The 18,226-nt window shown below is 66.7% G+C and carries 18 protein-coding genes and 1 pseudogene; 6 read left to right on the forward strand and 13 right to left on the reverse strand.

Going from position 1 to position 18,226, the window contains the following annotated elements:
* Positions 1 to 10 precede the first annotated feature (10 nt).
* Genes A5650_RS20180 through A5650_RS20200 form a run of 5 tightly spaced genes read right to left on the reverse strand, consistent with a single transcriptional unit; the run spans position 11 to position 4,455 of the window.
* Positions 11 to 463 carry a hydrogenase maturation protease gene (locus tag A5650_RS20180; protein ID WP_067295652.1) on the reverse strand — a complete coding sequence of 151 codons (453 nt, stop codon included), beginning with the start codon at positions 461 to 463 and terminating at the stop codon, positions 11 to 13.
* On the reverse strand, positions 460 to 1,752 hold the full coding sequence (locus A5650_RS20185) for a Ni/Fe hydrogenase subunit alpha (protein WP_067295655.1): 1,293 nt from the start codon (positions 1,750 to 1,752) through the stop codon (positions 460 to 462). Before A5650_RS20185 ends, A5650_RS20180 begins: the two co-directional genes overlap by 4 nt.
* The gene (locus A5650_RS20190) at positions 1,749 to 2,507 is read right to left on the reverse strand and encodes an NADH-quinone oxidoreductase subunit B family protein (RefSeq protein WP_067295658.1); all 759 of its coding nucleotides are present in this window, start codon (positions 2,505 to 2,507) and stop codon (positions 1,749 to 1,751) included. Before A5650_RS20190 ends, A5650_RS20185 begins: the two co-directional genes overlap by 4 nt.
* Positions 2,508 to 3,362 (reverse strand): FAD/NAD(P)-binding protein, encoded by an 855-nt coding sequence (locus A5650_RS20195; RefSeq protein WP_067295662.1) that lies wholly within the window; start codon positions 3,360 to 3,362, stop codon positions 2,508 to 2,510.
* Positions 3,355 to 4,455, reverse strand: a complete 1,101-nt coding sequence (locus A5650_RS20200; protein ID WP_067295736.1) for a 4Fe-4S dicluster domain-containing protein — start codon at positions 4,453 to 4,455, stop codon at positions 3,355 to 3,357. The genes A5650_RS20195 and A5650_RS20200 overlap by 8 nt, the downstream gene beginning before the upstream one ends.
* Positions 4,456 to 4,563: 108 nt before the next feature.
* On the opposite strand from A5650_RS20200, the gene A5650_RS20205 reads away from it, so the two are divergent.
* Both A5650_RS20205 and A5650_RS20210 read left to right on the forward strand, forming a co-directional pair.
* On the forward strand, positions 4,564 to 4,998 hold the full coding sequence (locus tag A5650_RS20205) for a pyridoxamine 5'-phosphate oxidase family protein (protein ID WP_067295666.1): 435 nt from the start codon (positions 4,564 to 4,566) through the stop codon (positions 4,996 to 4,998).
* Positions 4,999 to 5,074: 76 nt separating this feature from the next.
* Positions 5,075 to 6,052: a 1-phosphofructokinase family hexose kinase gene (locus A5650_RS20210; RefSeq protein ID WP_067295670.1), complete on the forward strand. Its 978-nt coding sequence runs from the start codon at positions 5,075 to 5,077 to the stop codon at positions 6,050 to 6,052.
* A gap of 10 nt (positions 6,053 to 6,062) precedes the next feature.
* Here A5650_RS20210 and A5650_RS20215 read toward each other — a convergent pair whose 3' ends face one another.
* Positions 6,063 to 6,932 (reverse strand): 3-oxoacyl-ACP synthase, encoded by an 870-nt coding sequence (locus tag A5650_RS20215; protein WP_067295673.1) that lies wholly within the window; start codon positions 6,930 to 6,932, stop codon positions 6,063 to 6,065.
* Positions 6,916 to 8,022, reverse strand: coding sequence for a 3-oxoacyl-[acyl-carrier-protein] synthase III C-terminal domain-containing protein (locus A5650_RS20220; RefSeq protein ID WP_156744214.1), 1,107 nt, complete (start codon positions 8,020 to 8,022; stop codon positions 6,916 to 6,918). Before A5650_RS20220 ends, A5650_RS20215 begins: the two co-directional genes overlap by 17 nt.
* A 107-nt stretch (positions 8,023 to 8,129) precedes the next feature.
* Here A5650_RS20220 and A5650_RS20225 point away from each other — a divergent pair, with 107 nt between their 5' ends.
* Both A5650_RS20225 and A5650_RS20230 read left to right on the forward strand, forming a co-directional pair.
* On the forward strand, positions 8,130 to 8,825 hold the full coding sequence (locus tag A5650_RS20225; protein WP_067295676.1) for a hypothetical protein: 696 nt from the start codon (positions 8,130 to 8,132) through the stop codon (positions 8,823 to 8,825).
* Between the two features lie 71 nt (positions 8,826 to 8,896).
* On the forward strand, positions 8,897 to 10,621 hold the full coding sequence (locus A5650_RS20230) for a GAF domain-containing sensor histidine kinase (protein ID WP_067295678.1): 1,725 nt from the start codon (positions 8,897 to 8,899) through the stop codon (positions 10,619 to 10,621).
* 83 nt (positions 10,622 to 10,704) lie between these two features.
* On the opposite strand, the gene A5650_RS20235 is transcribed toward A5650_RS20230, so the two are convergent.
* The 3 genes from A5650_RS20235 to fdxA are packed head-to-tail and all read right to left on the reverse strand — an operon-like array spanning position 10,705 to position 12,959.
* Positions 10,705 to 11,157, reverse strand: coding sequence for a pyridoxamine 5'-phosphate oxidase family protein (locus tag A5650_RS20235; RefSeq protein ID WP_067295744.1), 453 nt, complete (start codon positions 11,155 to 11,157; stop codon positions 10,705 to 10,707).
* A 5-nt stretch (positions 11,158 to 11,162) separates the two neighbouring features.
* The gene (locus A5650_RS20240) at positions 11,163 to 12,572 is read right to left on the reverse strand and encodes a WS/DGAT/MGAT family O-acyltransferase (RefSeq protein ID WP_067295682.1); all 1,410 of its coding nucleotides are present in this window, start codon (positions 12,570 to 12,572) and stop codon (positions 11,163 to 11,165) included.
* 48 nt (positions 12,573 to 12,620) lie between these two features.
* Positions 12,621 to 12,959: a ferredoxin gene (fdxA, locus tag A5650_RS20245; protein ID WP_067295685.1), complete on the reverse strand. Its 339-nt coding sequence runs from the start codon at positions 12,957 to 12,959 to the stop codon at positions 12,621 to 12,623.
* A gap of 131 nt (positions 12,960 to 13,090) precedes the next feature.
* Here fdxA and A5650_RS20250 point away from each other — a divergent pair, with 131 nt between their 5' ends.
* Positions 13,091 to 15,505 (forward strand): glycoside hydrolase family 3 N-terminal domain-containing protein, encoded by a 2,415-nt coding sequence (locus A5650_RS20250; RefSeq protein WP_067295688.1) that lies wholly within the window; start codon positions 13,091 to 13,093, stop codon positions 15,503 to 15,505.
* A gap of 1 nt (position 15,506) precedes the next feature.
* On the opposite strand, the gene A5650_RS20255 is transcribed toward A5650_RS20250, so the two are convergent.
* Complete coding sequence (locus A5650_RS20255) at positions 15,507 to 15,959, reverse strand: DoxX family protein (protein WP_067295691.1); 453 nt, start codon at positions 15,957 to 15,959, stop codon at positions 15,507 to 15,509.
* A gap of 92 nt (positions 15,960 to 16,051) precedes the next feature.
* Between A5650_RS20255 and A5650_RS20260 the strand changes: the two genes are divergently transcribed.
* Positions 16,052 to 16,720 (forward strand): helix-turn-helix transcriptional regulator, encoded by a 669-nt coding sequence (locus A5650_RS20260; RefSeq protein WP_067295694.1) that lies wholly within the window; start codon positions 16,052 to 16,054, stop codon positions 16,718 to 16,720.
* Positions 16,721 to 16,728: 8 nt separating this feature from the next.
* On the opposite strand, the pseudogene narI reads toward A5650_RS20260, so the two are convergent.
* A pseudogene (gene narI / locus A5650_RS20265) lies at positions 16,729 to 17,463 on the reverse strand (respiratory nitrate reductase subunit gamma); the annotation flags it as partial.
* A complete protein-coding gene (gene narJ / locus A5650_RS20270; RefSeq protein WP_067295699.1) occupies positions 17,462 to 18,115 on the reverse strand; it encodes a nitrate reductase molybdenum cofactor assembly chaperone in 654 nt (217 codons plus the stop codon). The gene narJ and the pseudogene narI, both read right to left, overlap by 2 nt.
* Positions 18,116 to 18,226 lie beyond the last annotated feature (111 nt).

Consider the following 18,226-nt stretch of genomic DNA (forward strand, 5'->3'; position numbering starts at 1 on the left):
AGGGTTCCGATCACATGGGGTGATCGAGTTCGGCGAGCACCGCGTCAACCACGCCGGGGATGGCGGCGGCGACATCTGCCGTCATACCGACACCGTGGCCCGCGTCGACAATGTCCACGCTGAACCCGACCAGGCGATCGGGCAACTGCCCCAATGCTTCTCCCAATGCGAATGCTTCCGGTAGGCCGATCGCGTGTGAACTGACGACCCGCGGTGGTCTGTTCTCGTCCGGAGTCCATCGCCGAATCCGACCGGGACTGGCCCCATCGCCCATCGCGGCGTCGACGACGATCGCGAGGGCGGCGCCGTTCCATGCGTCGAGGAGGGCGCCGGGCTCACCCGTGGCAAGCAGCACCCGCACACCTGGGAGAGCACGCCTGGCGATCTCCTCGGCGACGGCAGGGCCGACTCCGTCATCGCGGCGGAAGCTGTTGCCGACCCCGATCACCACATCGCCGCTCACAACCGGTCGAGCGTGAGCGTCAGGAAGTGAGCCGAGCACGAGATGCAGGGGTCGTGGTTACGGATCGCCCTCTCGCACAACGCGGTGAGCGCGTCGTCGGCCAACGTGAGGTTCGCTCCGACGAGTTCGGCCATCTCGTGCTCGATGGCCGCCTGGTTCTGAGCGGTGGGCGGAACGATGACGGCCGCCCGCAGGAGACCGTCCGCGCCGACGTCATACCGGTGATACAGCAGCCCGCGGGGCGCCTCGCTGACACCGTGGCCGGTCCCGTCCCGGGCGGGGACGTCGACGAAGGGGCGGTCGGGCGTCCGGTACGCGGCGATGATGCGCAATGCTTCGTCGATCGCATAGACGATCTCGACAGCGCGGACGAGGATGCTCCGAAACGGATTCCGGCATACCTCACCCAGCCCCGCGCGGGCGGCCGCCTCGCGGGCGACGGGGGAGAGGGTCTTGGAGTTCAGCGAGTACCGGGCGAGCGGACCGGTCAGGTAGCGGGCGCCGTCCAGTGTGGCGTGCAGCGCCGTGGACCGCTGCACCTGCGCCTCGACGACGTGGTCGCTGAATTCGCTGACCGCAAACGGGTGCCCCCCGCTTCTTCGGATGGTGCCGTTCTCGATCGGATAGCGGTCGGGCGCCGTCAGCGCCAGGAACTCGTGGTCGAATTCGGCTTCCGGGAAGTCGAATTCACTCACTCTGCCCAGCAACCACAGCGCGTCGTCCATGGCGCTACGGAGTTGCTCGGCCAGCGGGTCGAGCTCGCGCGGCTGTGGGACCGAATAGAACCCGCCCAGCCGAACGTTGATCGGGTGGATCGCGCGACCACCGATCTTCTCCATCAGCCGGTTGCCGACCTTCTTCAACGCCAGTCCGCGCTCGATGAACTCGGGGTGGTCCCGAGCGAGGCTGATCCCGTCGGGATAGCCGAGGAAGTCTGGTGCGTGCAGCAGCACGATGTGCAGCGCGTGGCTGTGAATCCACTCCCCGCAGTAAAGAAGTCGTCGCAACGCCACCAGTTCCGGATCGACCGTCACCCCGCACGCGTCCTCGATGGCATTGCACGCGCTCACCTGATAGGCGACGGGGCAGATGCCGCACACCCTGGCGGTGATGTCGGGTGGTTCGGTGTAGGCGCGGCCGCGCAGGAAGGCCTCGAAGAAGCGGGGTGGTTCGTAGATGTTCAACTCGACGGTGTCCACGCTACCGTCACGCAGGGTGACGTGCAGGGCGCCTTCTCCCTCCACCCGCGTCAGCGCCCCGACGCTCAACGTTCGGATCTCTTCGCTCACCGGTCGTTCCGTTCGTGGTCGAAGTTGACCGCGTTGAACGTGGCGAAGACGCGCTCGACACCCGCGGCTGACATCCCGTCCCGACGCAAAAACGGAATGAGCGCGGCGGTGTTGGGGGTGGCGGCGGGGCCAAAGCATCCGTAGCAGCCGCGCCGATAGGTGGGACACAGCGCGCCGCACCCGGCGTGGGTCACCGGTCCCAGGCACGGGGTCCCGTCGGCAACCAGGACGCACGTGACGCCGCGGTTCTTGCATTCTGTACAAACCGTTTTGGCCGGCAACCGTGGTTTGCGCCCCACCAGAAGTGCCGCCAGGGTTTCGAGCAGTTGCCCGCGGTCAATCGGGCAGCCCTGGATCTGGTAGTCGACGGCGACGTGTGCCGAGGCCGGCGTCGAGGTCGCCAGGGTATCGATGTATTCCGGTTTGGCGTAGACGACCGAGGCGAATTCGGAGACATCGGCGAAGTTCCGCAGGGCCTGCACCCCACCGGCGGTGGCACACGCGCCGATCGTGACGAGCACTCCCGATTGCTCCCGGATCTCTCTGATACGACGCTCATCGGCCGCCGTCGTGATCGAGCCCTCCACCAGCGATACGTCGTACGGGCCGGCGACGGTGGCGCTCGACGCCTCCAGGAACGTGGCGATCTGCACCTGCTCGGCCAGCGTCAACAGTTCGTCCTCACAGTCCAACAGGGTCAGTTGGCAGCCATCGCAGGACGCGAACTTCCACACGGCTAGTTTCGGTGTACCCACCTACAGCTCCTTCACGCTGAGCAGGGCCTCGGCGACGTCGTATCCGACGACCGGTCCGTCCCGGCACAACAGCAGGGGGCCGAGCTGGCAGTGTCCGCACCATCCGACTCCGCATTGCATATTTCGTTCCAGCGATACCTGGATCTTGTCTGGCGGCAGGCCTTTCCGGAGCAGCTCGATGGCACTGTTGTGCATCATGGCCTCGGGGCCGCACAGAAACGCGGTGGTGCGATCGGGTCGCACCGGTGTCCGGCGCAGGGGTTCGGTGACGAAGCCGACTTCACCGGGCCACCCCTGGATCGGTACGTCGACGGTCAGGTGCACCTCAATGGCTCCGCTGTTCGACCAGTCGGCGAGCTCGGGGGCGAAGAGAAAGTCGTCGCGGGAGCGAGCGCCCGCGATGAGGGTCACCCGACCGTATGAGTTGCGATTTGTCAGGGCGGCCAGGACGACGGGGCGAAGCGGTGCCAGGCCGACGCCCCCCGCGACGATCACCACGTCGTCCCCGGTCCTGGCCGGCAGCATCCATCCGGTGCCGAACGGCCCCCGCATGCCGATCACGCTGCCGGGGGCGGCGCCGTGAAGTGCGCGACTCACCGCGCCGACCGACCGAATGGTGTGAAGAATGTCGTCGCCGCCGGAGTCCGGTACGCCGCTGACGGAGATCGCGATCTCGCCGATGCCGAAGGCGTACATCATCATGAACTCGCCGGGCCAGGGTGTCGGTAGCGGTTCGTGCACGGGTTGCAGGCACAGCGTCGCCGAGTCACGATTTTCATCGGTTCGGCGGTGCACCCGGTACGGCACCGGGGTCATCGCCGACGACGGCGCCTGTGGCGCCTCGGTTTCAGTCATCACTGGCTTCGGACTGCCGGGCGGCCAGGCTGTGCATCTCCTCGGTGATGTCGATCCCGGTGGGGCACCAGGCGATGCATCGCCCGCAACCGACGCAGCCAGAACTGCCGAACTGGTCGTGCCAGGTGCCGAGCTTGTGGGTGATCCAATGGCGGTATCGGGAGGCGCCCGATTGCCGAACGCTCCCCTCGTGAATGAACGTGAAGTCGAACTCGAAGCACGACGCCCACTGCATCCATCGCTCGGCGTGCTGCCCCGTGAGATCGGTGGTGTCCTCGACAGTGGTGCAGAAACACGTGGGGCAGACCATCGTGCAGTTCCCGCACGTCAGGCATCGACTGGCCACCTCGTCCCATTGCGGCGATTCGCGTGAGTCGATCAGCAGCTCGCGCAGGTCGCCGGTGGGCATCTGGCGGCCCATCTTGTCGGCCGCATTCGCGACATCGCCTCGAGCGGAGTCGATCTCGTCCGCGGTGGCATCGCGGTGCGGCAGCGCGGAAAGCACGTCTTCGCCGGCTTCGCTTCCCACGTCGACCAGGTAGCTGTGTCGGTTGCCGTCGATCCGTTCGGTGAGCGCCAGATCGTAGCCGGGCCCGACTTCGGGTCCGGTGCCCATCGACGCGCAGAAGCACAGGCCGCCGGGTTCGGTGCAGTTGACGGCCACGACGAAGATCCGCGCCAGCCGACCGACGAACCCCTGGTCGGGATGGCCGCCCACGCCGAGCACGCCGTTGAGGACGGCGATCGCGGACAGATCGCACGCCCGCACCCCGAGGAACGCGTACTTCGGAGTCTCTTCGGACGTCTCGCCTTCGGAGGACCACAGCCGTTGGCGCGGTGGGTGGAGGAACTGCTTCCAAGATTGCGGTCCGGCCGAATGACCGAACAGCGCGTCGTCGTCGCGTTTGCGCAACCGGTAATGCCCGGGCCCGGTGTCCACGCCCCAGCCGCGGGGCAGATCGTCCGCGGAGGCCAACTCGGCCAGCACGATCGCGTTCTCGGACCGGGTGGGTCCTATCACCCGGTAACCGCGCTGCTGAAGCGTGTCGACCAGTTCCCCCATGGCGGCGGCCTCGATCACGGCGCTGCTCATGGGATCCATCGTCCTGCTAACCCTCCCGGAATACAGTGCCTTTAGGGCATGAGTTGAAGGGACTTTTGGCAGCGTTACCGGCCGCGTGTTCTCCGTACCGTCGTAGCCATGTCCACACCGACGCAACCGATCGAAATCCTCTCCGAGAGCGAATGCTGGAGATTGATGTCGGCCTCCTCGCTGGGGCGCCTCGTCACCAGCGTCGGCGGCGAGCCGGAGATCTTTCCGGTCAACTTCGTGGTCCAGAACCGCACCGTGCTGTTCCGCACGGCGGAGGGCACGAAGTTGAGCAGCGCGGTGATCAACAAGAACGTGCTGTTCGAGGCCGACGACCACAACTCCGTCGAGGGTTGGAGTGTGGTGATCAGGGGTTTGGCCCGGACACTTCGCACCGATGACGAGATCGATGAGGCCGAGCGGGCGCAGCTGCTTCCGTGGACGGCCACGGTCAAACCCCATTACGTGCGCATCCGCCCGCTGCGTGTGACGGGCCGTCGGTTCCACTTCGGCTCAGAACCCGATCGCGAATTCAGGATCGTCTGAGACCGGATCGACGTGCAAGGTCGACTGTAGAACGGAGAGGCACAATGACGCGTGCACGGGGAACGGTCGGCCTGTGATGCAACGTACTCGGGGGCAAAGCCGAACCGTCATCACGACCCTGACGATGAATCCGGCGCTCGACATCACGACCAGCGCGGACGTCGTGCGCCCCACCGACAAGATCCGTTGCGCCGGAGCGCGGTACGACGCGGGTGGTGGCGGCATCAACGTCTCGCGCGTCGCCAACGTCCTCGGAGTCGCGACGTCGGCCGTGTTTCCGGTAGGGGGTTCGACCGGCGGCCAAGTGGAGAAACTGCTCGCCGAGGCCGGTGTGCCTTCGCGGGTCATACCGATCGCCGATTCGACCCGCGAGAGCTTCACAGTCAACGAACGCACTACCGGTAAGCAGTACCGCTTCGTGCTGCCGGGTCCGCAGATCACCCCGGAGGAGCAAGCGCAGTGCCTCGACGAATTGAGGGCGGCGGCCGCCTCGGCCGAGTTCGTCGTCGCCAGCGGCAGCCTGCCGCCGTCGGTGCCGCCGGCCTGGTATCAGCGCGTGGCAGACATCTGCCGGGAAACGGGTTCACTTCTGGTGCTGGACACCTCGGGCGGCGGACTGACCCATGTGACGTCCGGGGTGTTCCTGCTCAAGCCGAGCATCCGCGAATTGCGCGAGTGTCTCGGTCGTGACCTGGTAACCGAGACGGCTCAGTTCGCCGCTGCCCGTGAGTTGATCGACCGCGGCATCACCCAGTCGGTGGTGGTGTCCCTCGGATCCCGTGGTGCCCTTGTGGTGACCCCGCGACGCAATGAACGAATCCCCGCCGTGCCGGTGCACGTCGTCAGCGGCGTGGGCGCCGGCGACGCGATGGTCGCCGCGATCGTGGTCGGCCTCAGCTATGGCTGGCCGTTGAACGAGGCGGTTCGATTCGGCGTCGCGGCGGCGACCGCGATGCTGATGACGCCGGGCACCGTCGTCCCGACGCGCAGCGACGTGGAGCGCTTCTTCGCCCGGGTTCCCGAGGCGACGGAGGTCGATTATCTGCCCGCCTGAGCAATTTTCGCTACGTCCGGTACAGGGCTGCCCCGGCCGTCACGCCCGCGCCCGCGACGATGATCATCACCAAGCTGTCGGTCGGCGTGATGTCGGCGGCCTTACCGAGCGCGGCCGCCAGGGCGGCCGTGTGCATGTGTTGGTCGTCGCCGACGACGATGCGTTCGATCGGGATGTCCAGCGCGGCCGCCAGCTCCGCTCGGAATGCCGGCCGAGCCGGCGCCGCGACTATTGACGCGATCTCATCGATTTGGGTGTCGGATTCGGTGAGGCAGCGCTGCGCCGCACGCGCCGCGGTACGCGCGAAACAACGTTCCGCAGAGTGTGATTCGTGAATCCTCAGAAGATTGCGCTGTTTCACCATCCCGATGGTGGCCGACACCGTGTCGTCGTCGTCTTCCGAACGCTCCCACCAGACCGGCCCGAGCCCGCGTCCGTCTTCGGACCAGCCGCACAGCAGCGAGGCGCCTGCGGGGCTGTAGGGGAATCCCTCGCTCGAACCGTGTCCCGGATCGGCGTCACCGGCGACCACCAATGCGCAGTCGATCACCCGCGACCGCAGGAAGCCGTCGACGATGTGCAGGGCGGTGAGCATTCCGCACGAGCCGTTGGCGATGTCGAAGGAGAAGGTGCCGTGCCCGCCGGGGTGCGGCTGCTCGTCATTCGCGCCGATGTCGTCCTGAATCATCGAGGCGAGGGCGGGCTCGCCAAGGTTGCGGTCGCGGTAGATGCCCGCGTTGACGAGCAGGTCCACCTCGTCGGCGTTGCGCCGGCCCTTGCGAAGGCACTTCTTCGCCGCCCTGTCGATCAGCCGCAGAGCACTGTGACGGTTCCGCCAGCCGCCGTTGACAACGGCGATCTGGTCAATCACGGTTCCCATAGTGGCTCACCAACTCTCGGTCCAGCGTCAACAGGACGAAGCCGATCTCCAGACCGGATGCCAACGCGATCAGAGCGATCGTCTCCCCTGGCGAGATGCGCTCCGCCTCGAGCTCTTCGATGAGCGCCACGGTGTGCGTCGTCGACGCGGTGTTGCCGTAGCGGTCGACGGTGACGACCGCCTCGTGTTTCGGTGTGGCGCCGAACTTGGCCGAGACTTCGGCCATGCCCTTGCGGATCGCGCGCGCCGACGTCTGATGGGTGATGACGTGGTCGATTTCGTCGATGGATCGTCCCGCCTCCCGGAGTACCTCGCGCAGCAACGTGGGCGTGTTCGCCATGGCGGCCCGGTGGATGCCCCGTGCGTCGGTGAACATCCGCGCCCCCGGGTCGTCGCCCTTGGGGTAACCGAGACAGAGTCGGCTGTACTCGGCCAGCGTTGTGAAACCGGCCAGGATGATGCTGCCCGAACCGACCGGAGCCCTTTCGAGTAGGAGCGCCGCACCTGCGTCGCCGAGGGTCAGAGAGGCCAGTTCCTTACTCATGATGTTGTGCACATGGCGCGCGGCGTTTCGGCCCAGCTGGGAGATGTACTCCCCACTGACGACCAAGGCCCGCCTCACGGCACCTTGCCGAATCATGTTGTTGGCGATGGTGACTCCGGTGAGCATCCCGGCACACGCGTTGTTGAGATCAAAGGTCATCGCCGTATGGGCGCCGATGGCGTGTGCCACCGCCGAACTCATGGTCGGCTCCAACCTCTGTGTCAGACCGCCGCGAAACTTCGTGATGCTGCAGTTGATGACGAGGTCGATCGATGCCGGATCACGTTCGGACTTCTCGAGGCAATCGAACGCCGCGGCTGTTGCCAGGGTGTAGGAGTCCTCGTCGCCCACCGAAACCCGCCGCTCATGGATTCCGGTCAGCCGCTCGAGATCGATGTGCGTGTGATGGCGTGTGGTCGACATCAGGTCGTCGGTCGCCAGGTGCGTGGCGGGCAGTTGTCGTCCCGCACCTGCTACCCGGGTCTCGAACATCGGGGACGGCCCGTGCGACGAAGGCTCCATCACCAGCCAATGTGTGCCTGCCATGCGCTCAGCATGGAAGTTCAACGGTGCGTGAAACAGAGCGTTTCGGCCGTGCCGCACAGGGACCTTCGGCCCTTAGTCGGTCGTTCGCACAGACCTACGGTCGACACATGGCAGGGAAGAACGCATGGCTGGCGACGGCGATGGCGGCGATCGGTGGTGTCGCGTTGTACCGCGCCCACCTACAGCCGTGGATCTACACGTGGGGGGCGACCGAGCCTGAGATCACCGCCGAGCTGCCCGGCGACGAACTCGTGGCGACTGGAGCCCCACGGACGACACGGGCCGTGACGATCGACGCATCTATCGAATCGGTGTGGCCATGGCTGGCTCAAATAGGTGAGGACCGGGCGGGTTTCTACAGCTACTCGGTGCTGGAAAGAGCCGTCGGCGCACGAATCCACAATGCGGACTCGATTCATCCGGATTGGCAGGATCTGGCCGTGGGCGACACCGTCTGGCTGGCGCGTCGGTACGGCGAAACGGGCCGGCAAGTGGTGGCCGCGTTCGAGCCCCAGGCATACCTGGTGTTGGTGTCACCTCGGGATTTCGCGCGGTTGCAGCGCGGGGAGAATGCCCGCGGCGCCTGGGCCTTCTATCTGCGCCGAGCGGGCAGCTGGACGCGCTTGCTGGTCAGGGGCAGTGGGGGCGCGGTCGGACACGCCCTGTTCGACATCCCCCACTTCGTCATGGAGCAGAAGATGCTTCGTGGGATTCGAGATCGTGCTCAGGACGCGGCAGCGAAGGGTCGAGCCGGAGCGACGGTGCGCCAACTGCCCCGCCAGCGAATCGCCGCACCGGGCTAGCGGTTATCGAGGTCGTCAAAATTACCGCCGTTTGCTCGCCAGTCTGGCTCGGCTAGTGGGAGCATGTCGGCATGGCTGACGTGGCACAGCCGGCCGAAGCGTGGGGTGAGGCCGCCAGGCCGCCGGTGCGCGAGACCCTGTCGCAGTTGCGCCTCCGTGAGCTGCTCATGGAGGTTCAGGACCGCGTGGAGCAGATCGTCGAGGGCCGGGATCGACTCGACGGCCTCGTCGACGCGATGCTGGTCGTCACGTCCGGGCTCGAGCTCGATCAAACGTTGCGCACGATCGTGCACACCGCGATCGAACTGGTCGACGCGCAGTATGGCGCGTTGGGGGTGCGCGGCCACGACCACGAACTGGTCGAATTCATCTACGAGGGTATCGACGAGGCGATGCGTGAGCGGATCGGTCATCTCCCCGAAGGGCGAGGCGTGCTCGGCGTCCTGATCGACGATCCGAAACCCATTCGGCTGGAGAACATCTCGCACCACGCGGCCTCAGTCGGATTTCCGCCTAATCACCCGCCGATGCGAACATTCCTCGGCGTGCCGGTGCGAATCCGCAACGAGGTGTTCGGCAACCTCTACCTCACCGAGAAGGCCGGCGGTCAGCCCTTCAGCGAGGACGACGAAGTGCTCGTGCAGGCGCTCGCGGCCGCCGCGGGAATCGCGATCGACAACGCCCGCCTGTACGAACAGTCGAAGGTGCGGCAATCCTGGATCGAGGCCACGCGCGACATCGGCACCGAGCTCCTGGCCGGCACGGATCCGGCATCGGTGTTCCGCCTGGTCGCCGACGAGTCGCGTCACCTCAGTGGCGCGAAGTCGACCGTCGTGGCGGTCCCTGCAGACCTGGACCTGCCCGCAGAGGAGGTCGACGAGCTCGTCATCGCTGCGACCGCGGGTGATTCGCTGGACGGCGCACTACGGGTGGTCCCGACGAGCGGCACCCCGATCGGGCAGGCGTACCTGCAGCGGACGCCGAGTAGGTTCGAGAGCCTGGAATTGGTGCCGGGCGTCGCCCACACCGGCCCAGCTCTTGTGCTACCGCTACGCGCTTCGAATGCCGTGGCAGGTGTGCTGGTGGCCGTGCGGTCGCCCGGATCGCCGCCGTTCAGCGCCGACGAACTCGACATGATGGCCGCCTTTGCCGACCAGGCCGCGCTGGCGTGGCAGCTGGCCACCACCCAACGACGGATGCACGAACTCGACGTGCTCAGTGACCGTGACCGCATCGCCCGGGATCTGCACGACCATGTCATTCAACGGCTTTTCGCGATCGGGCTTGCGCTGCAGGGCACCATCCCGCGATCTCACAAGCCCGAAGTACGGCAGAGACTGAATGAGTGTGTCGATGACCTCCAATCGGTCATCCAGGAGATTCGTACCGCGATCTTCGACCTGCATTCGGGTGATGCGGGCATCACCCGACTTAGACAGCGGCTCGACGAAGCGGTTGCGCAGTTCGCGCAGCCGGACATGCGCACCACGGTGCAGTTCTCCGGCCCGCTGTCCGTGATCGACGCGACGTTGGCCGACCATGCGGAAGCCGTCGTCCGCGAAGCCGTGAGCAATGCCGTGCGGCACGCTCAGGCCAAGACGCTGACCGTCAATGTCGCCGTGGGGGACGATTTGCTCATCGAGGTGCTGGACGACGGATGTGGCATCACCGGAGACATCACCGGCAGTGGGTTGACGAATCTTCGACGACGCGCTGAAGAAGTCGGGGGAGACTTCGCGATCGAGGCTGTGCCCGCGGGTGGTACCAGGTTGAGGTGGAGCGCCCCGCTCCCGTGACCCCCGGGTAGTGCAGGACGCCTGGGGAGTTCAGGAGGCGTGGTAGTTCAGGAGGCGTGGGTAGTTCAGGACGAGTGGGTAGTTCAGGACGAGGATGCGCTCGTGTTCTCTGCCCGGTACTTCGGCAGCCCGCGTTCGCGAAACCGACGCCCGGTCATCTTCTCGGTTCGGATCCGCACGAAGTGATCCCGACGACCGTCGACCCACGGTTGGATGAATGTACCTGCCACTTCGAGTAATTCGTCGACATCGGTGATCGGCTCGGCGTGCCCGACGACGGTCACGCTCCAACCGGTCCGCAGGTCCGCGTCGAGCTCATCGGACTGAAAGGCCACGACCTGATTGTCGGTGGCCGCGGCAAGCTTCGGTCCGCCGGCCACCCGGATGACCACGTCGTCGCGCCACAGCCGGAAATTGACCGGCTGAACCGCGGGCAACGCATCCTCGGTGAAGACGAGTCGGCCGACCCGCACTCCCTGCAGTAGGTCCAGGCACTGCCTGCGGTTGAGGTCCTCCAGTTCGTGTCCTTTGGTCATTGTCATCAGCCTCCTTGAACGAGAGCCAGAGTGCCGACGGGAGTGCACCGCCAGTGGCCGACGCTCAAGTCGGCCAGTCGGCTCACGGCTCGTGCGATCCCTCCGGCGAGTTCTTCGACGTCGGGTGCGGCGTCGTAATCGCCGATGATCCCGAACGCGAGGTGATCGGCGTAGCTCAGGATCGCGATGCCGGTGCGCAGTCGCAGGGCCAGTGGCGGGATCGGCAGCAATCGGATGACCTCGCGGCCCATGAGCCGCAACCGTTTACGGGGGCCGGGCACGTTCGTCGCCAGCGTCACGACGCCGCGCTGAGGAAGCCGGGTCAACGTGCGCACCGTCCAGGCGGTCAGCGGGAAGGGAATCACGTTCGCCGCGGAGACGAAGAGGTTGCCGGCCTCGCGCTGTCCGCTCGTCTTCGACCTGCAGAGTCGGGTGTGCACGGTCTGCAGCTGCTGAATCGGGTCGGCCTTGTCGACGGGGAGGTAGGGCAGCATCACCGAGACGCGGTTGTCGGGTTGGTCCCCCGCATCCGAGGACCGCACCGACACCGGCACCAGGGTGCGCAGCGCGGTGCGCCGGGGCTTCTCACCGCGACGCAACAGGATCGTGCGGAAGCTGTCGGTGATCGCCGCCAGCGCGACGTCGTTGACCGTGACGTCGAACCGCTCACAGATGCGGTGCACGTCCGGCAGTGACACCTCGACTGCCGCGTAGCGGCGCATGTCGGACACCGGACCCGTCAGCGACGACGAGGGGGTCGGCCGCAGGAGCCCACCCGCTATCTCGACGGCGCCGTGCAGAGCCTGCGTCGCGGCAGAACTCACACCTACAGACGTCCGCCACGCCGCGGTCATCCAGTCGATCGGGTTGAGCGACAGGGCGGGCAGCCGAGGGCCTTTCGGCGCCGGTCGCTCAGCACGAAGCGCCGTCGCGAAGGTCTCGCCGTCCTGCCCGTCGCACAGGTGCGCCAGTAGATGCGTCGCCGCGACACCGTCGGCGATGCAGTGGTGGATCTTCATCAGCACCGCCCACCGGTTGTGCGCCAGGCCGTCGACGATCCAGCACTCCCACAGCGGCCGGTCGCGGTCCAGGCGGCGCTCCATGACTTCGGCGGCCCAACGGAACAGCGCGGCGTCGTCGCCGGGCCGCGGCAGCGCCGCCCGACGCACGTGGTGTGTGATGTCGACCTGCGCGACGTCGACCCATTCGGGAGCTTCGAGGTCGAGCGGGTGGGTGCGCAGCACCTGCCGGAAGCGGGGCACCGTCGAAACTCGTTCTCCGAGATCGCTTAGAAGTGAATCGAACTCGGGCATCGGCCCGGCGAGCACAGCGATGGCACCGATCGCGAGGCTCACATGGGGATCAGAGTCCTCGGCGTGCAGGAATCCCGCGTCGAGGGTGGTGAGCTGCTCCATACCTCCACTGTCGGCGACCTGTTTACGCGCCAGTAGGGCCTTAGGTCCCTACTTCGGTGGCATCGCCGCGACCAGAGGCGTGTCGACGCCGATGCGGCCGAGCGTGGCGGCGCCGCCGGGAGTACCGAGGGGAGCGTCGCGGCCGGGCAGGGCCTCGGAGAAGAATGCGGCGTTGTCGGCGAGGTGGCGTTGCTCGTCGTCGGGCAGGTCGGTCTCGAAATAGATCGCGTCCTCTTCGCACGCGATCCTGCACGCCCCGCAGTCCACGCACTCGTCGGGATTGATGTACAGCGATCTTGCGCCTTCATAGATGCAGTCCACCGGGCACTCCGGCACACACGACTTGTGCATCACGTCCACACACGCACTGCTGATCACGTAGGTCATGGCCGCAGTGTAGGAATCGCGGTGATCCCTCGTCGTGGGCCGAAGGCCCGCGGAATCGAGGACCAAAGTCCCTGCCGCGGTGTGGCCGAACCCGTTCCCCGGCCACACCGAAGCCGTGATACTGGACCGTTGTGACGGCAGATCCGACGATCCGTGCCCAAGACCTGTTGCGTCAGATGACGGTTGACGAGAAGGCGATGCAGTTGTCTTCGGTGTTCCCGCTGGCGCTCTTCACGCCCGAGGGCACCAACCGCGAAAGGCTCGATGTGCTCCTCGGGAACGGGATCGGGCACGTCTGCCACCTCGGAATGATCGGCCACAAACCGCCCACGGCTCTCGCCAAGTCGGTCAACGCGATTCAGCACTACCTGACGACGGAGACCCGGCTGAAAATCCCCGCGATCTTTCACAGCGAGGCGATGAGCGGCGTCGTGGCGCCGGGTTTCACCGCGTTTCCGACTCCGATCGCGATGGCTGCGGCCTGGGACACCGAGGTGGTGCAGGAACTGACGGATCTGCTTCGCCGCCAACTGCGGTCGGTCGGATTGCGCCAGGCGTTGGGCCCGGTGATGGACATCGCCCGCGACGCCCGCTGGGGCAGAATCGGCGAGACGTTCGGCGAGGACGCCTATCTCGTCAGCGCGATGAGCGTCGCGTACACACGTGGTCTGCAGTCGGACGACCTGACGAAGGGAGTATCGGCCACCGGTAAGCACTTCGTCGGTTACGCGGTCACCGAGGGCGGCCAGAACATGGCGGCGACCGCGATCGGGCCCCGCGAACTGCGCGACGTCTTCGCGCGCCCGTTCGAGGCGGCTATCCGGTTGGCGGGGCTGGCGAGTGTGATGCCCAGCTACAGCGAATTCGACGGTGTGCCGGTATCCGCCTCGCAATCGGTGCTGACGACGTTGCTCCGTGACCAGCTGGGCTTCACCGGGACGACGGTTTCCGACTATGTCGCGATCGAATTCCTGCAGACCCGCCAGCGCGTGGCCGAAACCGCCGAGGACGCCGGGGTTCTGGCGCTCGCGGCGGGTATGGACATCGAGATGCCGGAAGTCTTCGGCTACGGCGAGGTGTTGGCCGCCGCCGTGCGCAAAGGCAGGATCTCCGAGTCGGTGCTGGACCGGTCGGTGCTTCGGGTGCTGCGCGACAAGATCGCGCTCGGGCTCTTCGACGATCCGTACGTTCCCGAGGACCCGATCGTCATCGAAGCGGTCGCAGGCGAGGGTGCCGATCTGTCGGCGCGCATGGCCGCGCGTGCGGTGACGCTGCTCAAGAACGACGGCGACCTCCTGCCGTTGAGCCGAGGCCTCCGGCGGATCGCCGTCATCGGTCCGCACGCCGACGACGTGGCAGCGGGGTTCTCGACCTACACTTTCGCCGATGCGGTGAAGATGTTCGAAGCTCGGGCCACCGGTGGCGAGATGGCCATGGCGGGAATCGAACTCGGGGGCGAGGTGCCCCACGAAGCGCTCATGGCGATCGCGGGCGAGCTCGGGCCGGTGTTCGCGACCGACCGGCGCGCCTACATCGAGTCCAATTACGCGGCGGTGTCGCTCGCGGGCGCCGTTCGGCGGCTGTTGCCCGGTGCGGAGGTGGTCGCCGTCACCGGCACGGGTGTGACGCCGGCCGAACCGGTCGACATCGCGGCCGCCGTCGCCACCGCCCGGGACGCCGACGTCGTGATCCTGGCGGTCGGAGGACGGTCGTCGTGGTCGGGTGCGCGCACCGAGGGGGAGGGGTCGGACACCGCCGACATCACTCTGCCCGCTCAGCAAGTGGAGTTGATCCAGGCGGTGAGTGCGGTGGGCAAGCCCACAGTCACCGTTCTCTCGATGGGCAGGCCGTACGCGCTCGGCGGTGTCATCGACCAGCTGCCTGCGGTGCTGACCGCCTATTACGCCGGCCCGTATCAGGCGACCGCGGTCGCCGACGCGATCTTCGGAATCACGAATCCCGCTGGGAAACTGCCGATCACGATGCCGCGGCATGTCGGCCAGGTGCCGATCCATCACAGCCAGAGGACCGGCAGCGGTTACCGGCGCACCGACGCCGACCCCCACGGCGGTTATCTCGACATGGCGGCCACGCCTCTGTTCGCCTTCGGTCACGGCCTGAGCTACACCACGTTCGCGTACGGCGCGCTGGAGCTCGCGAGCGACACGGTCGACACGGGCGGCACGCTGACCGCGTCCGTTGTCGTCACCAATTCCGGACAGCGCCACGGGGCCGAGGTCGTGCAGTTGTACGCCGCCGACACCGCGACCGGTGTCACATTGCCCGCCCAGCAGCTCGTCGGGTTCGCCCGCGTTGACCTGGACCCAGGTGCGTCCACGTCGATCACCTTCACGCTGCCGATGAGCGTTCTTGCCTACACCGGTATTTCGGGTGATCTGGTCATGGAGCCGGGTCCGGTTGAGTTGAGCGTGGGCACGAGCTCGGCGGACATCCGAGCTCGTGCCACGGTCACCGTCACCGGCGAGACGCGCACCTTCCGCCGCGACGATCGGGCGTTCTTCTCGTGGGCGGCGGTAGGCGCCTAGCTCACCGCGAGGCCCGGGTGTGCAACGGTGCGTCGTACACCGAGGCCAACCGGCCCAGCGTCAACGCGCCCAACAGCAGACCGAAATCGCGCAGGGCGATGTCGTAGAACCCGGAGTAGGTCAGCAGGTTGACGATGATGCCCGCGAGCCAGAGCGCGACGACATACGCGGCGTATCGCGGTTTGAGCGCGACCGCAATGCCGGCCACGATCTCGATCACACCGACGATCAACATCGTCTGGTGCGCGGTGAACGGGCTGAGGTCGGCGATCCACGGCGCGAGGTAGCCCTCCCAGTCGGTCAGCACGTTGGTGAACTTGTCCAGACCCATCACGATCGGCAGCACCGTGAACCCGATCCGCAGGATCAGGTAGGCGCCGTAGAGGGGGTCGGTGCGGGCTCGCAGCAGCGGGCTCGTCGAGTGGTCGTGTACGGGGGTGTTCGAAGTGGTCATGACGCCGTCCCTTTCTAGAAACAACTTCTATGCCTTTTAGACCACACCCGCCGATGCGTTTTGTCAAGAGTCTTTGGTGATAGAGTTGTCGCGTGGTTTCGCAGTTCGCCGATCCCTCGTCGTTGACGGCCCTGACCAGCCTGGATGATCCGATCCGCCGTCGACTGCACGAATTCGTCGTCGAGCGGAACGAGCCGGTGTCGCGTGAAGCGGCCGCCGCGGCCGCGGGCATCGGCCGCACCCTCGCCGCGTATCACCTCGACAAGCTCGCCGAGGCGGGACTGCTCGCCGTCAGCTATCAGCGCCCCGCCGGCCGCGGCGGGCCCGGCGCCGGACGTCCGGCCAAGCTCTACACCCGAAGCGCGGAGGAGATCGTCGTCAGCGTGCCGCCGCGCGACTACCTTCTGCTCGCCCGGCTGTTGGTCGCCTCGATCGAACAGGACGCGGCAGGGACGGTGCGGTCGGCACTGAACACTGCCGCCCGCGAGACGGGTCGCCAGGCCGCGGTCGACGCCGGCGGTGATGTGGTGACGGCATTGCGCGACTGCGGATATCTACCCCAAGTGGACGCCGACGGCTGTGTCACCCTGCGCAACTGCCCGTTTCACTCGGTGGCGAAGGACCATCTGGAAGTCGTCTGCGGACTGAACCTTCAGCTGGTCGAGGGCGTGCTAGACGGCAGTTCGACGTCCGGCGCGCACGCGCAGCTGAGCCCCAGCCAAGGCCGGTGTTGCGTTCTGGTGCACGGCGCCTCCGGTTGACCCGCTGATCACCAGCCGCGGCGATGTGGGCGCGAACCGACAAGCTCGCCCTGGTCGACGACGTCTCGGCTGCGGTAGACGATGTAGGGCCGGAACAGATAGCCGATGGGTGCGCTGAAGACGTGCACCAACCGGGTGAACGGCCACAGACAGAACAGCACCAACGCGATCATCACGTGAATGTGAAACCACAGCGGCGCCTGTGCCATCAGGTCACCGCGCGGCTGCAGGACCCAGATGGACCGGAACCAGGGGGACACCGTCAGGCGGTAGTCATGCTCGGCGCCGACGGGCGTCGCACCGATCAGCGTGCACGAGAGCCCCGCCACGATGGCGAGCACCAGCACCAGGTACATCACTTTGTCGTTGGCGGTGGTGGCGAGGAAGACCGGGCCCGTGGTGCGGCGGCGGAATACCAACAACGCGATGCCGCACAGCGTGGTGACACCGGCGATCCCTCCGAGGACCAACGCCTGCACGTGATAGGCATGATCGCTGAGACCCATTGCATCGGTCCATGATTCGGGGATCACCAATCCGATGATGTGCCCGACGATCACCACCAGGATGCCGAAGTGGAACATCGGGCTGCCGATGCGCAACAGACGTGACTCGTACAGCTGCGACGACCGCGTGGTCCACCCGAACTTGTCGTAGCGGTACCGCCACCAGATCCCGACCGCGACGATCGCCAGCGTCACGTACGGAATCACGTCCCAGAAGATCTCCCAGCCCGACATGTCATACTCCTTGCGCGCGTCGCGGCGGCACGGTCAGCGTGAATGGTTGCAAGCCAACGGTTTCGGACGGAGGCCCCGCGGCGGCCAGCCGCTGGGTTCGTTGCGCGTCCTGCTCGGTGCGGGGCCCAAGGGTCTGGCAGACCGCGGCCACGGCGCACGCGTACGGCGACGCCGACTGCTCCAACGCCTCGTGCAGCAGGTCGATCGGCGCCCGGTGTGCGGTGAGCAGACGCCGCCCCGCCTCGGCGTCGACGGTCGCGGCGAACTCGAGCACCACCGGAAGGTAGTCGGGCGCCTCGTGTTTCGGTGGCTGCACGCCGGCTTCGCGGTAGGTGTTCGCGAACGCCAGCATGTGGTTCCCGCGGTTTCGCGTGTCCCCGGCGGTCCAGTACGTCAGGTACATCGTGGTGCGGCGGCGCATGTCGAAGGTGTCGACGTAGTCGATCTGTGCCTGCATCGGATCTGCGGCGCGGAGCGCGGTGACGGTGGCGCCGATCAGGTTTGCGGTCGCATCGGGGAGGTGGGCCAGCATCTCCTCGACGGTGCTCAACCGCTCGCCCTGTCGGTCGTCCGGATACGCGAGCAGCAGTGCCGCCGCCTGCCATACGAGTCGATGCTCGAGGGTCGGGTCCCGCTTGCTCCGAAGGCGCCTCACCGATCCGCGCTCCGCTCCGGGAAGATCCCGCTGGGTTCGCCGCGACCGTCCCAGTTGAGCAGGTTGACCCGTGACGGGCGGGACTCGGTCACCGCGATGCCCTCGCTGGTC

It is taken from the genome of Mycobacterium sp. 1164985.4, assembly GCF_001668575.1.
In the GTDB taxonomy this organism is placed as follows: Bacteria; Actinomycetota; Actinomycetes; order Mycobacteriales; family Mycobacteriaceae; genus Mycobacterium.